Source organism: Acinetobacter sp. UBA6526, from assembly GCF_002434875.1.
Taxonomy (GTDB): domain Bacteria; phylum Pseudomonadota; class Gammaproteobacteria; order Pseudomonadales; family Moraxellaceae; genus Acinetobacter; species Acinetobacter venetianus.
In genome coordinates, this window is record NZ_DJLC01000028.1 from 1 (window position 1) to 15540 (window position 15540).

Genomic DNA, 15540 nt, shown 5'->3' on the forward strand with positions numbered 1-15540 from the left:
GATAATGACCCTGAAAAATTTTTAAGTTTTATCTAAGCAAATAATGTTATTTTATAATCATACAGCGATCATGCTTTTATCTTATGTCACCATTTCTTTATGCCTAAGCAATTCTTTCATAAGTGGCTACCTTCATCTGAAAAGGTTGCAAGTATTAAGTTTATGCGAATTTTTGGTCAACAAACCTTAAATCCATTACTTTGGTACGTAAATCGCCACTCGATTGCAAAAGCAATGTTTATTGGAACATTTTGGGGAATTCTTCCTGTTCCATTTCACAGTCTATTTATTATATTGACTGTTCTTTGGTTTGAGGTAAATTTACCAATCGGTCTTTGCATGGCTTGGTTAACCAATCCTTTTACAGTGGTTCCCATTCTCTATCTAGGCTTTTGGTTTGGTACTAAGATCTATCATGTCAACATGATCAATAAAGAAATGCTACTCGGTGTACTTCACCAAATCGTAAATTGGATTAAAAACTTCGGTCATGGTCATATTGATTTTAGTTTAGCGAAAATTTTAGTGTCTGGTTTAGTGATTGAAGCCATATTATTTGCAATTATTTTCTATGTTCTTACCCATGTTATTTGGCGTTTTCTTGTCATTAGAAGCTGGAAAAAAAGAACTAAATATCAAAAAGAAGAGACCGCTTAACAATCCCTCCTTATTGTTCTATTAACAATTAATTCGTTTGACTTTTCGCTTTCATATATTGTTCGACCACATCGAGAACATAATCCTGACACGCCTCTCCAGTCGCAGGATCATATGCTCCATTATTGGTAATGTTATTGGATAAAATACGAATACCTAGAAATGGAACATTAAATTGTTGAGCAATCTGTGCAACAGAAGCCGCTTCCATCTCCTCAACAGAAGTTCCATATCGGGTATGGAAAAAATTAATTCGATCAAGCTCATTATTCCACACATCTGCGGAGCCAATCGTACCCTCAACAACTTGACCTTTTGCGTAGTTCACTTTGGCTTTATAAGCAGCAAGAAGTAAGTCGCCATCCCCTTCAAACTTTCTGATCGCAATTGGCTCAGGATCTGATTCATCATCGGGTAACACATCAAATGCTTCATTCCACGTCAGTGAGTCTGAACCTCCACCAACAGGCTGTTTAGGCGTTCTAAATGCACCGATATTGGTTGTGTATTTGCCTAGGACAATATCGAATACATGCAATGCTGGATCATGACCACCAGACGTTCCTTGATTAATGATAGCAATTGGTTGATAGCGCTGAATTGCAATTGCGGTCGCAGCAGCCGAATTACTCATGCCCATTCGAGTTTTAGAAATAATGACGGGATAACTCTTATATGTTCCCTTCCAAAATTTCCAACCACCAATGGTTTCAATACTTACATTATCTAGTTTGGCAGCCATGCTTTCAGACTCTACAGGCAAGGCACCTTGTATAATGATTGGCTGTATTTGCTTTAGTTGGGGAGATGATGAGCTAGATGATTGGTTGTTATTATCATTACACCCACCAAGAATTAATGCACTACAAACGCTTGTGATAGCCATGATTCGCTTAAACAACATGATTTGCCTATAGACTTGTAAAAATAGCTTACAAGCAATCTGTATACCAATTTTTAGATTTATAAATTATTTTAAAACAAGTAAATAAATAACTTTTTTAATCAAATAGTAAAAACCCAGCTTTATTCGCTGGGCTTTATTAGGTCATTTAAAATATGCGTTTATCATCACGTTGGCGCTTGGGTAATTTATCCATTTGCACCATAACGGCTTGTGCTATGTTCATATAACTATCTGCTGCCTCATCTTGGGCAACAACGCTTGGTTTACCGTTATCGGCATTTTCACGAATTTGAACGTTCAAAGGTAAACGTCCGAGCAATGGAATCTCGTATTGTTCAGAAAGCTGATCACCCCCACCCGTACCAAAAATTTGCTCTTCGTGACCACAGTTAGAACAAATATGCGTAGACATATTTTCAATCACACCTAACACGGGAATGTTAACTTTATTAAATAGCTCAATACCTTTAGTTGCATCCATAAGTGCAACGTTTTGTGGGGTTGTTACAATCACTGCGCCTGTTACTGGAATACGTTGCGCCAGTGTAAGTTGAATATCACCTGTACCAGGTGGCATATCAATTACAAGCACATCCAAATCAGGCCAAAGGGTTTGATTAAACAATTGCATTAATGCCCCTGTTGCTTTCGGCCCACGCCAAGCGACAGGTGTATTATGTGCACCAATTAAATGTCCAATCGACAAAACCGCCATGCCATAGGCATCAATAGGAACAAAATTTTCATTTTCGATGAGCGGTGTTCTACCTGCATTACCCAACATCGTTGGAATACTCGGCCCATAGATATCAGCATCTAAAACGCCTACTTTTAGACCTAACTTTTGTAATGCAAGTGCAAGATTTACAGTTGTTGTAGATTTACCTACACCGCCTTTGCCTGATGACACCAAAATCACATTTTGGATACGAGGATGCGCCGCTACATCACGTTGCTGTGGTGCTGCTTTTTGAATCGGTGGATTGTTTGGATCAACTTCTGCTTTTGGAGATGCATCCATCACAGGTGGAAGATTGCTATTTTCAGCTTTTGGCTTAGATGAACAACTGTGCCCTGCTTCGCCATGAGCTGCATGTTTCTGTTGAATAATATGTAGATTCAACTCTTGAATGCCGCATTTCTCTAACGCATCAGCGAGATCATCATGGATCTGTTGTAAATAATCTTTTTCTTCAGGATAAGTATTGATCGTTAGCTGTAACACCCGACCTTCTACATTCACTTGGCTAATGCGATCTTTTAAAGCGTTGCTAGAGTTAGGTAAAACATAGTTTTGGAGAACAGTTTGAATATCATCTTCCTTCACTTCTTGTGCTGGTGAAAAAACAGATTTTAAGGAAGAAAGCCACGACATTTTGTTTACTCCAAAAACAGATCAACGTATCACTGAGTGTGGCTAGTGTAGCAGTATTAGAAAGTTGAAGCTCATATCCAGAAAGATAATTGCTCATTTTTTAGAGCCTATGTATTTCCAGAATATGAGCTTGAGAAAACATTAATAAAAATAAATTAAGGTTAGCCTTTAAATTTATTCAATGTGTCTGATGCCGCTTTTTTGAGATCATCTAGCTTATGACCTGCTTGAGCTTTGAGATCATCAAATTTCGCAGAGGCTTCATCTTTCAATTCAGCAGCTTTTGCTTTTGCATCATCAAACTTATGACCAGCTTCTTCTTTCAAATGATCAAACTTATCTTGAACATTGTGTTGTGTATCTTCAAGTTTGGCTTTGATTTCATCTACTTTACTTGAAAATGCTTGTTTGCCTTCTTCGTTTTGCTCAGATACATCTTTCTTCAAGTCATCTAAAGCTTTTTCACCTTTCAGCTTCAATTCCTCAGCTGAATGCTTTAAATCATCTACGGCTTTCTCGCCTTGCAACTGAGCTTCTTTCGCTTTGTATTTCAGATCATTACCTAATTCATTTGCTTGAGTTTTTAATTCATCAATTTTTTCGTTTGTCATGTTCATTCCTCACTATAGCTAAAAAACATATTGTTTGGATCAGACTCATTTATAACGCGTTTAAAGGATGTTTTCGCTATTCGCTGCAAATTGAAACAAAGCAAATACAGGAAGATTCAAATACTTTTCCGATCACTACACTTCCACATTAAAGCTTTACAAAACAAGATCTAATTGTCATTTACTCAGCAAAAAATCATCTTTTTCTATTTGATAAAGTACATGCCAAGATAAAGGATGATCCACTGCCAAAGCTGGATGTTGGAAGTCTTTCACATATGTCATATTGAGCTTTTGCATGACTGATTGAGACTTGGTATTTTCGAAAGTCGTAAATGAAACTACTTTTTCTAATGCCAATTGATCAAAGGCAAATTTTAAAGCAGCCTGAGCCGCTTCCGTCGCATAGCCCTGTCCCCAATACGCATGATCTAAACGCCAACCGATTTCTACACATGGCGAAAATGAAAACTGTGTTGCTTGTTCATGTAAACCAACAAAGCCAATGAATTGATGCGTTGCTTTTAATTCTATCGCCCAAAATCCCCAACCTTGATGATCAATGATGTCGTGGAATTTATCAATCAATGCATCACTTTCAGAGCGTGACAGTAACTTCGGAAAATACTGCATCACTTTGGGATTCGCACTCATCTGAGCAAAGTACGGATAATCCTCTGGCAACCATTGGCGCAAAATCAGTCTAGGCGTTTCGATCATTTTTAGAACCATCAATTATGAATTAAAAACTATTAACAATATAAGGGGATAGATCAGATATACTTTTGCTCATATCAAAATCATAGTCCTTGTCTATAGAACTGTATATATGAATGAAAATGAACTCTTAGAAATTCAAAATGAACTGCAAGCTCAAGAAAAGCGTTTGAAGTACATCCTTTCAAGTAAAAGAAGAATCCAAAATATGATTCTTTCGTTTGAAGGAGATTTGGCTGAACAACTGATTCCAGTCATTCACCATGAAAGTAAAGATTATGCTGGCATTGAAAGTAGTTTAGCGCTTTCGATTTGTTGGAAATTTTCTAAAGTTGAGTTCCCAAAAACTGTTCATTGGTGCAGTGAACTCAGCATCAGCAATTTAGAAATTAAAGATGAATTTACCGCTGCAATCAAAGCGCAAGCTTGGTTAGGGACGCTGGGCAGTGATGAACTTTGGCAAACGCCTTTATTTGCTGAAATTACAGTTGATCCTAAAACCAATAGCTTAAAGAGCTATCACATTCATTTCTTATCTAAAGGGAAAATCATCTCTTTAAGAAAAAACTCAAAGCAGAGTGTGACGGTTAAGCAAATGCAGAACATGTGATCCTTCGGGGCACATGTTTTAGGCTTGAGTTTTAATACAGATTAGAATATCTCTTTCCTTTTATTCTCTAGCACAAAATAACAAGCATTCGCACTCATACATCCCAAAACCATTAAAAACAAAAGTGCAAAATAAACCATCAAACCAATAAATAATACTGAGACATCAGTCTGATCAACTTGAGCTTCTAAAAAAATCATTAAAACGAATGACATCCACACAATAAAAAGAACCAAGCCCGATTTTAAAATTTGAACAAGATCGAAAATCTTTTTCGGCAACTTCAATACCGCCAATACAATAGCGTAAGCAATAAAGCCAATTAGCCATAAAATCGGTGTCAGATAGACCATAACTTCAAATCCTCGGCTCGCTAGGCGTGTCACATGATCCTGCTGAACATATAAAAATACACAGAAAGGAATAACAAAACTTAAAACAGACACCAAACTCGCAACCAATGATGCACAGACTAAAGACCAAGATCTCATTTTTATTTTCCATTCTTTGATATTGTAATTATTCTCAATCAAACAAATGTGCTTTGATTGAAGCCAATGTGAAGATTGCATGAAGTCTTAAAACGATGAGATCACAATAGGATTAAAAGATTTCCCTGATTCATTTGTGCAAGTCTGTCCTAAGTCATGTAAAATCATCTGCCTTGCAAATACGAATGAGAGAACAATATCCGTGCGTAAAATTTTAGTCACCAATGCCCTACCTTATGCCAATGGTCCAATCCATATGGGTCACTTACTCGGTTATATCCAAGCAGATATTTGGGTTCGTGCGATGCGTGCAATGGGCCATGATGTGACTTATGTATGTGCGGATGATGCTCACGGTACTGCGATCATGTTACGTGCTGAAGCGAATGGGATTAGCCCAGAAGCGCAAATTGCCAATGTGCAGAAAGAGCATATTCGTGATTTTGATGGTTTTGGCGTGCATTTCGATCATTATGATTCAACACATAGTGATGCAAACAAAGCACGCGCTTCTGAGATTTATATCAAAAACCGTGAAGCAGACAACATCGCAGTTCGTCCTGTAACCCAGTTATTTGATCCTGAAAAAGGCATGTTCCTATCTGACCGTTTCATCAAGGGCACTTGTCCGAAATGTAAAGCGGAAGATCAATACGGCGACTCATGTGAAGTCTGCGGTACGACTTACAATGCAACCGAATTACTGAACCCTCGCTCAACGCTAAGTGGTGCAACACCTGTTGAGAAATCTTCAGACCATTATTTCTTTAAGCTGCCAAATTTTGCAGAATATTTACAGAAGTGGACGCGTGACGAAGGCCGCTTACCTTTATCCATTGCCAACAAACTTGATGAATGGTTTGACGCAGGTTTAGCGGATTGGGATATTTCTCGTGATGCACCTTATTTTGGCTTTGAAATTCCAGATGCACCAAATAAATATTTCTACGTTTGGGTTGATGCGCCGATTGGTTATATGTCGAGTTTTGAAAACTACATTAAAACTAAACGCCCTGATCTAAGCTTCGATGATTTCTGGAAAAAAGATTCTGAAAATGAAGTCTATCACTTCATCGGTAAAGACATTGTTTACTTCCATGCACTGTTCTGGCCTGCAATGCTTGAAGGTGCAAACTACCGCACGCCATCAGGTTTATTCGTCAATGGTTTCTTAACTGTAAATGGTCAGAAGATGTCGAAGTCTCGCGGCACATTCATTAAAGCTGAAACGTATTTACAGCATTTGAATCCTGAATATTTACGTTATTACTTTGCCTCTAAGCTTTCAGACAAAGTTGAAGATTCGGATTTGAACTTAGATGACTTCGTTCAAAAAGTGAATTCTGACCTTGTTGGTAAAGTGGTGAATATTGCCAGCCGTTGTGCAAAATTCATTAACACCAATTTCAACAATACGCTTTCAAGCACATGTGCAGAACCTGAACTTGTGCAAAGCTTTATTGATGCGGGCGATTCAATTGCTCAAGCCTATGAAGATCGTGAATTTTCTGCGGCGATCCGTGAAATCATGGCACTTGCGGATAAAGCGAATCAATATATCGACGAGAAAAAGCCATGGGCACTTGCTAAACAAGAAGGTCAAGAACAACAAGTTCATGATGTATGCTCAGTCGGCATTAACTTATTCCGTCAGCTTGCGATTTATTTAGCTCCTGTTCTTCCGACACTTGCGGCTCAAGTTCAAGCATTCTTACAACTTGAAAGCTTTAACTTTGCATCACGTCAGCAAATCTTAGTTGCTCATGAAATTGCTCAATTCCAACCGCTTATGCAGCGTGTTGATCCTAAAGCAGTTGCAGCCATGGTTGATGCATCTAAAGACTCTTTAGCTGCTGCGGCAGAAGCACCAAAAGTGGAAAAGAAAAAAGAGAAGAAAGTCGAGAAGAAGCCTGAGCCTAAAGTTGGTGAAGCTGAAATCATTGGTATTGAAGACTTTATGAAAGTTGACCTCCGTGTAGCAGAAGTTTTAGAAGCTGCAACGGTAGAAGGTTCTGATAAATTACTTCAACTCACTTTAAATGTTGGTGAAGCTGAACCACGTAATGTATTTAGTGGTATTCGTGAGTTCTATCAGCCAGAAGACTTAAAAGGCAGATTGGTAGTGATGGTGGCTAACCTTGCACCTCGTAAAATGCGTTTTGGTATTTCTAACGGTATGGTACTTGCAGCTGGTAATGGCGAAGGTGTTTGGGTGATCTCACCTGAATCTGGTGCTAAAGCTGGTGATAAAGTGTCTTAATATATAAAACTGATGTAAGGGTTTCTTCGGAAGCCCTCTTTTTATTTCTATAATTCAACCAAAATATTAAATGAACGATAAATACATTAGGTAAAACATGTTCCAGAGAATAATCACCATCTTCTTTTTCAGCATTTTTTCTTTTCAAATTGCTTTAGCTCAGGAAATTCAATCTCAATTTAGCCCTCAAGTACAACTTGCTAAAGATCAAGTTCAATTAATATTCAATACTTTATTTCAATCGGATGACGAGAATCAAAATATAAAAGTTGATCCTACATTAAAACAGCTACTTTTAGAGAATAATGAGGAGAAGGCAAAAAAATATATCGATCAACAACAAAACTTATTTTTAAAGCAGATGAATCGCTATATCAAACAAGGAGACTCAACTGCATCTGTTGCACTTTTAGAATTTGCTCTATTTTCACAAGATTCAGCGTTAAAAGAACAAATCGATCTTAAGCCAATTCAAAAGCTTTCCGATCAAAAGGATGCTTATGCAAGTTATTTGCTGGCGCAATACTATTCAAGTACTGAACAATACATCCCCTTACTCGAAAAAGCAGGACAGCAAGGTTCTGTTGCTGCACAAATGACACTTGCAGATGAATATGGATTTCGACTGCCCCTTGAACAGCAAAACGCCAAAAAAGCTGAGTTTTGGGCAAATAAGGCCAAACAGAATTTAGGTGAGGCGACCTATACTGAGCAGAAATGTGCACTGGCAAATTGTGATCTTGAAGAGTTTGAAATGGTGGATTTTTCCAAGATACCTCAGCAGTAAAGCCATACGCTAAGACAAGAACATCCGATAAAATCCGCTTACAAAAGCGGATTTTTTTCTGCGCTCAAACACCCAATTTTATTTGAATTCATGGTAAAAAAGTTTTTCTCTAATAAATGTAATGATTCTATGAAAAAAACTGCCCTCCTCCTTTCTGTCTCATTCTTGAGCAGCTTCCCTTTACTCAGCCATGCAGAAAAAACCAAAACTTTACCAATCATTGAACAACAAAAACAGGTTGCTGGTTACTACCAATACCAAGCAGGTGACATACAAATCACTGCCCTGCTAGATGGCACTAACTTTATGTCGCCAAACTTATTTAAAGATATTTCTCAACAACAAGTGCAACAAATTTTGAAGAAATACTATGCAGATCAAGAGAAAGGCGTACAAACCTCAGTAAATGCTTTCCTCGTCAATACAGGGAAATCACTGGTTTTAGTCGATAGCGGTGCAGCCAGTTGTTTCGGCGCACACTTAGGTTCTGTTTTAACAAACCTAAAAATATCAGGCTATCAACCTGAACAAGTCGATACCATTCTACTCACACATTTACACCCCGATCATGTCTGCGGCATCAGTAAAGATGGCGTCGCAAATTTCCCTAATGCGACAGTCTATGTATCAGATGATGAAGCAAAATATTGGTTAGATTCGAAACAAGCAGCAAAACTACCGAAAGAAAAACAAGCCAATTACTTAGGTACAGTTGAGAAAATTAAACAAGCGATTGCGCCTTACCAAGCCAAACAACGCTTTAAAACTTATAAACTCGGTGACGACATTCAAGGTTTTAACGTCATTAACACGGCTGGACATACACCGGGGCATTTTAGCTATGAGCTAAAAACCAAAGGTGAATCTGTAGTTTTTATTGGTGATATCGTACATTCTCATACTGTTCAGTTTGATCGGCCTGAAACTGCAATCGAATATGATATTGACCCGAAAAAAGCCGTTGAAACTCGCTTAAAGCAATTTGCAAATTTTGCTAAAAATGGTCAAACTATTGCTGCACCACATTTACCATTTCCGGGTATTGGGCACATCTATTCAGCTGATGGAAAAAGCTATCAATGGATTCCAATCCATTTTAAAGATTAAGTGGAATAAGCAGAATTTAACCTATAAAAAAGCGACCTTGTTGGTCGCTCTTTTTTATTACTTCATTCCAAAAATCAACTTCAAACCAAGCAGCGTCATTACCCCACCCGCTACACGATCAAAAATCGCTTTTGATTTCAAATAGACTTTTCGTGGCCCTTCCGCAGATAGTGCAACAGCGACTAAGGAATACCATCCTGCATCAATAAAGAAGCACAGCATTGGCAAAACCACATAAAAATAAGTTGGAATTTCTTTCGGCAACAATGCAGTGAAAATACTTGCCAATACGATTGCAATTTTGGGATTACTTAACTGTGTGATCAAGCCTAATCGATAAGCTTGCGCAAAACTCATTGTTTGAACTGAGTTATCAGCTGTTTCCATCGGTTCTTTAGCATGTTTAATAATTTTATAGGCCAGCCAAAGCAAGTAGAGACCACCACACACTTTTAAAATCAGGTACGCTGATGGTACAGCCAATAAAATCGCCTGTAGCCCCATGACCGCTAAAAACCCAAATAATGCCGCACCTGTACCCGTGCCAAGGGCTGTAAATAACCCGTGTTTACGTGAAATCGCAATTGAGTTTTTTGCCACATAAATAAATGTAGGACCGGGGCTAATTGCACCAAGCATAAGTGCCAACGCAATCGAACCTAAAATCAATAAAGATTCCAAGATAAACCTCAAGATTAGAAGAATTTTCCAGCGAATATTTTACTTTAAAACTACTTTTTAGAGATAGAAAAATTTTTAGAGAAAATCATTAATTTTTCTGAAAAGATTTACTGATAGATTATAAATATTTTTAAAATCTTAAATTTAGAGTAAAAACTCAATTCTTTTTTCTGTTTGAATGGTTAGAACATAACACAGTCTAATGCTGAGTTTATAAAATATCCGTTTTTTCCATAAAACTAATTTTATGATCAAAATTTATAATATTTTTAATTGTAAATTTCATTTATTTTCCACAACATAAAACCCATAATAAAATTATGGTTTTATCCATTTTATCAAAAAAACAATGAGGCACATCAGATGCAAAGTAAAAAACAGAACACATTAAATACTTCAAAATCACATATCTGGATTGTTGGCGGCGGTATTGCAGGTATGGCTGCTGCTGCATTTGCCATTCGAGATGCAAAAGTGCCAGCACAAAATATTCATATTTTAGAAGAGCTAGACGTTTCTGGTGGCTCAATGGATGGCGGTCATAATCCGCTCAATCCTAATCATGCATGGGTAACTCGTGGCGGGCGCATGCTCACAGATGAAACCTATTTATGTACTTGGGACTTATTTTCGACGATTCCATCTTTAGAAGATCCAAATACCTCAGTTCGAGAAGAATGCACGCAGTTTAATGAACAAATCAAAACCCATGCTCAAGCCCGTTTGATTGACTCAAAACACACGATTTTAGATGCTGAGAAATTGGGGCTGTCGACCATGCATCGGGCTCAAATGCTTAGACTGCTTGCCCTAAAAGAAAATCGTATCGGTAGTCGTCGTATTGATGAGTTTTTAGATGACGCATTTTTTCAAACCAATTTCTGGCGAATGTGGCGCACCACATTTGCATTCCAGAAGTGGCATAGTGCGGTGGAACTACGTCGTTATTTCCTAAGATTTATCCAAGAACTGCCAAGAATCCACACTTTAGCAGGTGTTAAACGGACTAAATACAATCAATATGATTCTATGATTTTGCCATTACAACGCTGGTTAGTTGAACAAGGCGTTGATGTTCGTTTTGGCAGCTATGTCACCGATGCAGATTTTAGTGAAGATGCACAAACAGGTGAACGTAAAGCAACTAAACTTTATTTAAAAGTTCCAGAAGGTACTGAACAGATTGAACTTAACACTGAAGATGTTGCACTGTTTACACTTGGTTCTATTACGGCTGACTCACGTTACGGCGATAAACATGATGTCCCTGAACTGATTCGAGATCGACAAGATCATGGGTGGAGATTATGGGAGACATTAGCGCAAAAAGCACCTGACTTCGGTCGACCTATGACGTTTTATGGCAATGTCGATGAACATAAATGGAAGTCATTTACACTGACAATGCATGATGATGTGCTGCTGAAACGTATTATTGCTTATACAGGCAATGAACCTGGAACTGGCGCATTAATGACATGGTTTGAGTCTGGTTGGCATCTTTCTGTGGTCGTCCCTGCTCAACCCCATTTTGCAGACTTACCTGAAGGCAAATTTACGCTATGGGGTTATGGTTTTGAAATCGACCATATCGGTGACTACATTAAAAAACCAATGAGTGAAGCGACAGGTCAAGAAATCTTAATCGAACTGATCCAGCAGCTTGGTTTTGACGATATTTTAGATCATGTACTTGCACACACGGATATCACAACCGTCATGATGCCTTATGCTTCTGCGCTTTTTGCATGTCGTAAAGAAGGCGATCGTCCACTTTTGATTCCTGAAAATGCAGCAAATTTTGCATTCTTAGGTCAGTTCGTTGAACTTGAAGATGATGTAGTGTTCACAGTCGAATATTCAATTCGTGGAGCGATGCTCGCCATCTATGAATTATTTGGTGTCGATCGAGAAGTACCTGATATTTATAATGGATTGCTTGATCCAAAAGTTGGGTTAAAAGCTTTAGAAGCGGTCTTCCACTAATCAAATGATAAGGAATAGGTCAGCTCTGACTTATTCCTTAGTTTCTATTTAGACAAAACCAGATAAACAACTTCACTGGTAAACGAACCATCCGACTGAACTTGATAATATTGTTGGGCTTGATCAGATGCTTTGCTTTGTAAATATCGAATGGTCTGCACAGCATGAGCTGGTGTTTGCATGCGTTCCGTCCAACTTTGAAACTCTAAATTCAAGGATTGTTTTTCAATCATTTCAACTTTAAATCCTGCATATTCTGCAAAACGCATCCATTCTTGCAAACTATAATTTCGAACATGACTCGGATCACGAATCGTTTCTATCGTCTGAAAAAATGTATCAATAACAGGATGTGAATTGCCCAAAATATCAATAATAATAGCTTTACCTGATGCTGTTAATACACGGTGCATCTCACTCATGGCCTGCGCGACATTTTGCCAATGATGCGCTGAATAACGGCTAATAACACAATCAAAACTGCCATCGGCAAAAGCTAAAGATTCTGCTGCACCTTGCTGCCCTACAACATTTTGCAATCCTTTTTGCTGTGCTTGAGACACAACTAATTCAACCATCGACGGTGTTAAATCATAGGCTGTTACTTGTTCTACAAACGGCGCAACTTGATAGCTAACATGACCACCACCACAGCCTAAATCTAAAACTCGTTTTAATTGATGTGCTTGAATACACTGCTGCATTTTCTCAAACTCGATGCCCTGTGCATGCACTGAACTATTTAAATAAGCTTGAGATTTGTCTTGATATTGCTGCTGATTAACATGATGTTGGGTATTCATTATTATTCCAAAAAAGAATCGTGGTGCTTTTTAAAATAGCCAACTCATTAACCAAATAAAAATGATGAATTTTAATAAAATTAATAAAAATAATTTATCAGTCAAAACCCGATCAGACTTGCTGCAACATTGATTGCAACTGCCAAAATCACCGTATTAAAAATAAAAGCCAGCACACAATGAAAAATATTAAGATGCCTAGCTTGAGAACTGGTAATCGAAACATCAGCTGTCTGCGCCGAGGTACCAATGATATAACTAAAATAAATGAAATCGAGATAATCAGGTTGTTCTGTTTTTGGAAACTCCAAGCCAGTCTCATCTGAATGACTTTTTGCAAGGTAATAATCATGCGCATAATGAATAGCAAATAAGGTATGTAATAACAACCATGTAGAAAAGATTGTCCCGATTGTTAGTAAAATTAGAATACCTTTCAAGAGAGCATCATCTTTGGGAACATGACTCAACTGCACCACAATTGAAATAAAACACACGACAATCGCGATTAATACAGCGACCAAGATCATCCATTTGCCTTCATCTTGCTGTTTCGCTCGCTCAAGAATATGTGCCGCGTCTAAATGCCACATCATTTTCAGCGTCAAAAATAAATACAGCCAAATCGCAATATTCCATCCCAGTTGCAAGCATGTTGCCCAATGCCACTGAGTAAAAAAATGCAAAACTGCATAAATCAACAAACCCAATGAAAAAGTTGCTGATAAATATGGGCGGTGCTTCACCCCTCTGGCAAAACGAGATGCAAATGCTCGCATGATCGACCTATCTATTATGTTTTTACTAAAATTATTTCTTCTATTTTTAGCACTGAATCTCGCTGAATAATTGAGTTAAAAGCTTTCTTTTACTGAAACTAAACAAAATAAAGAAATGCTCCATATTTACATCGGACAAAAATGTCCGTTAAATATTAGTTAAGTTTCTAATCGAATTTCTCTCATGGTCAAACGTCAACAATTGGCAGCTCACAATCGTGATGAATTACTGAATGCTGCTGAAGAAGTCTTCAGAGTACAAGGCGTTCATGTGCCATTACAGGTGATTATTGATCATGCAGGTGTTGGCCGAGCAACCTTTTATCGAAACTTTGCCGATCGTAAGGCACTGATAGCAGCATTATTAGAACGTGCAATTACACGTTTAGAGCAAAGAGCACAGGCTTTGATGCCCTATGACGATGGTTTCATTCGTTTGATTGAAAGTAATTTGGAACAACTTCCTCAGCTCGTTGTACTGATTGATTACTGGCGCATTATTGATCGCCAAGACCCAATCATGCTAAATATTTATGAACGGCGAGATAAAGCATTACAACCACTCATTGATCAAGCTATACAACATCATTTATGCCGCCCTGATTTAACCACGCAAGATTTTGCGATGATCACGGCGATTTTAGGTTCTTCATTTCAAGGACATACTGCTGCCGATCAAGTTAGGCTCGCTAGACGTGCAATAGAATTATTATTAAACGGCATTAAAATTTAGTTCGAGGATAATATGGATAAAACACCTCGCTATCTTGAAACCCCTCCAAACTGGTCTGTGGATGAGCGTCCAACTTTGCCCGGGTCACCTGCGGCTATTGCCCATGCAACACCGAAGCGCTTGGCCTATTTTGTTATTGGTTTATTTATCGCGATTGCAGCAAGTCTAAGTAACGGCTTTATTGTTGCAAACTTACCCATTTTTCAGGGTGAATATGGCTTAACACCATCACAGGCAGCATGGTTACCTGCTGTGTATGTGATGGCGAATGTCAGTTCCAACTTGATTCTATTTAAAGCGCGTCAGCAGTATGGTTTACGCTTATTTTCAGAAATTGGTCTGCTGGTTTTTATCGGCGTTTTGATTCTGCATATCTTTGTTAAGACCTATGAAATGGCACTTTTCGTGCGTTTCATCGCGGGTTTAGCTGCTGCCCCACTCAGTTCATTAGGCATGTATTACACCATGCAAGCCTTTAGCCGTGCAGATATGCCGAAAGGGATTTATTTGGCTTTCGGTTTCCAACAACTTGGGCTGCCATTAGCTTGGATTATTTCGCCTTTTCTTTTGAGTGCGAATCAGTGGGATGTGATTTACACCTTTGAATTAGGCTTAGCAATTTGCTGTTTTGCAATGGTCGTGTCGCTCAAACTACCACGAAGCTTACGTTTAGATGTTTTCGAGAAACAAGATTTCTTTACCTTTGCTTTACTCGCACCCGGTTTTGCTTGTTTATGTATTGTTTTAACTCAAGGCCCTATTCTTTGGTGGTTCAATAGTCCATGGCTGGCCTATATCTTGATTGTCGGTTTTTGCCTCATCGTACTTGGCCTAACCTACGAACACTATCGTAGCAACCCACTGATCATGACTCGATGGCTTGCAGCAGGAGAGTTATTAAGCTTTATTGTGAGTGCCTTTGCTCTACGCTTATTAATGTCGGAACAAAGCTATGCCGCAGTGAACTTTTTGAAAACTATGGGAATGGGACCTGACCAATTTGTGCCACTTTATGTTGTGATCTTCTGCGGAACGA

At 38.3% G+C, this 15540-nt stretch carries 16 protein-coding genes; 8 read left to right on the forward strand and 8 right to left on the reverse strand.

Translation table 11 applies throughout. The annotated features are described in order from the left end of the window. Positions 1–99: 99 nt before the first annotated feature. Entirely contained in the window at positions 100–657 is a 558-nt protein-coding gene (locus tag B4237_RS02055; RefSeq protein WP_004881250.1) for a DUF2062 domain-containing protein, read from the forward strand. A gap of 28 nt (positions 658–685) precedes the next feature. Here B4237_RS02055 and B4237_RS02060 read toward each other — a convergent pair whose 3' ends face one another. From B4237_RS02060 to B4237_RS02075, 4 genes are all read right to left on the reverse strand, one after another. Then, positions 686–1561 (reverse strand): 5'-methylthioadenosine/S-adenosylhomocysteine nucleosidase, encoded by an 876-nt coding sequence (locus B4237_RS02060; protein ID WP_075316059.1) that lies wholly within the window; start codon positions 1559–1561, stop codon positions 686–688. 148 nt (positions 1562–1709) lie between these two features. Next, positions 1710–2939, reverse strand: coding sequence for an iron-sulfur cluster carrier protein ApbC (gene apbC, locus B4237_RS02065; protein ID WP_019385095.1), 1230 nt, complete (start codon positions 2937–2939; stop codon positions 1710–1712). Positions 2940–3100: 161 nt separating this feature from the next. Then, positions 3101–3550 (reverse strand): hypothetical protein, encoded by a 450-nt coding sequence (locus B4237_RS02070; RefSeq protein WP_004881255.1) that lies wholly within the window; start codon positions 3548–3550, stop codon positions 3101–3103. A gap of 177 nt (positions 3551–3727) precedes the next feature. Next, complete coding sequence (locus tag B4237_RS02075) at positions 3728–4270, reverse strand: GNAT family N-acetyltransferase (RefSeq protein WP_286941102.1); 543 nt, start codon at positions 4268–4270, stop codon at positions 3728–3730. Positions 4271–4379: 109 nt separating this feature from the next. Between B4237_RS02075 and B4237_RS02080 the strand changes: the two genes are divergently transcribed. Beyond that, a complete protein-coding gene (locus B4237_RS02080) occupies positions 4380–4877 on the forward strand; it encodes a hypothetical protein (protein WP_286941105.1) in 498 nt (165 codons plus the stop codon). 41 nt (positions 4878–4918) lie between these two features. Here the strand turns inward: B4237_RS02080 and B4237_RS02085 are convergent, their stop codons facing one another. After that, positions 4919–5368, reverse strand: a complete 450-nt coding sequence (locus B4237_RS02085; RefSeq protein ID WP_286941107.1) for a hypothetical protein — start codon at positions 5366–5368, stop codon at positions 4919–4921. 202 nt (positions 5369–5570) lie between these two features. Between B4237_RS02085 and metG the strand changes: the two genes are divergently transcribed. From metG to B4237_RS02100, 3 genes are all read left to right on the forward strand, one after another. Continuing rightward, positions 5571–7628, forward strand: a complete 2058-nt coding sequence (gene metG / locus B4237_RS02090) for a methionine--tRNA ligase (protein ID WP_286941110.1) — start codon at positions 5571–5573, stop codon at positions 7626–7628. A 97-nt stretch (positions 7629–7725) separates the two neighbouring features. Further along, positions 7726–8415 carry a sel1 repeat family protein gene (locus tag B4237_RS02095; protein ID WP_286941112.1) on the forward strand — a complete coding sequence of 230 codons (690 nt, stop codon included), beginning with the start codon at positions 7726–7728 and terminating at the stop codon, positions 8413–8415. Between the two features lie 129 nt (positions 8416–8544). Further along, positions 8545–9522, forward strand: coding sequence for an MBL fold metallo-hydrolase (locus B4237_RS02100; RefSeq protein WP_286941114.1), 978 nt, complete (start codon positions 8545–8547; stop codon positions 9520–9522). A 57-nt stretch (positions 9523–9579) separates the two neighbouring features. Here B4237_RS02100 and B4237_RS02105 read toward each other — a convergent pair whose 3' ends face one another. Then, a complete protein-coding gene (locus tag B4237_RS02105) occupies positions 9580–10206 on the reverse strand; it encodes a LysE family translocator (RefSeq protein WP_372595739.1) in 627 nt (208 codons plus the stop codon). A 309-nt stretch (positions 10207–10515) separates the two neighbouring features. Between B4237_RS02105 and B4237_RS02110 the strand changes: the two genes are divergently transcribed. Next, entirely contained in the window at positions 10516–12189 is a 1674-nt protein-coding gene (locus tag B4237_RS02110) for an oleate hydratase (protein WP_286941124.1), read from the forward strand. Positions 12190–12233: 44 nt separating this feature from the next. Here the strand turns inward: B4237_RS02110 and B4237_RS02115 are convergent, their stop codons facing one another. Further along, on the reverse strand, positions 12234–12992 hold the full coding sequence (locus B4237_RS02115; RefSeq protein WP_061393329.1) for a class I SAM-dependent methyltransferase: 759 nt from the start codon (positions 12990–12992) through the stop codon (positions 12234–12236). 101 nt (positions 12993–13093) lie between these two features. Beyond that, on the reverse strand, positions 13094–13771 hold the full coding sequence (locus B4237_RS02120; RefSeq protein WP_286941118.1) for a DUF1345 domain-containing protein: 678 nt from the start codon (positions 13769–13771) through the stop codon (positions 13094–13096). A gap of 184 nt (positions 13772–13955) precedes the next feature. Here B4237_RS02120 and B4237_RS02125 point away from each other — a divergent pair, with 184 nt between their 5' ends. Both B4237_RS02125 and B4237_RS02130 read left to right on the forward strand, forming a co-directional pair. Continuing rightward, the gene (locus B4237_RS02125; RefSeq protein ID WP_286941120.1) at positions 13956–14504 is read left to right on the forward strand and encodes a TetR/AcrR family transcriptional regulator; all 549 of its coding nucleotides are present in this window, start codon (positions 13956–13958) and stop codon (positions 14502–14504) included. A 12-nt stretch (positions 14505–14516) separates the two neighbouring features. Beyond that, on the forward strand, positions 14517–15540 hold a 1024-nt coding region (locus tag B4237_RS02130), incomplete at its 3' end, for an MFS transporter (RefSeq protein ID WP_286941122.1).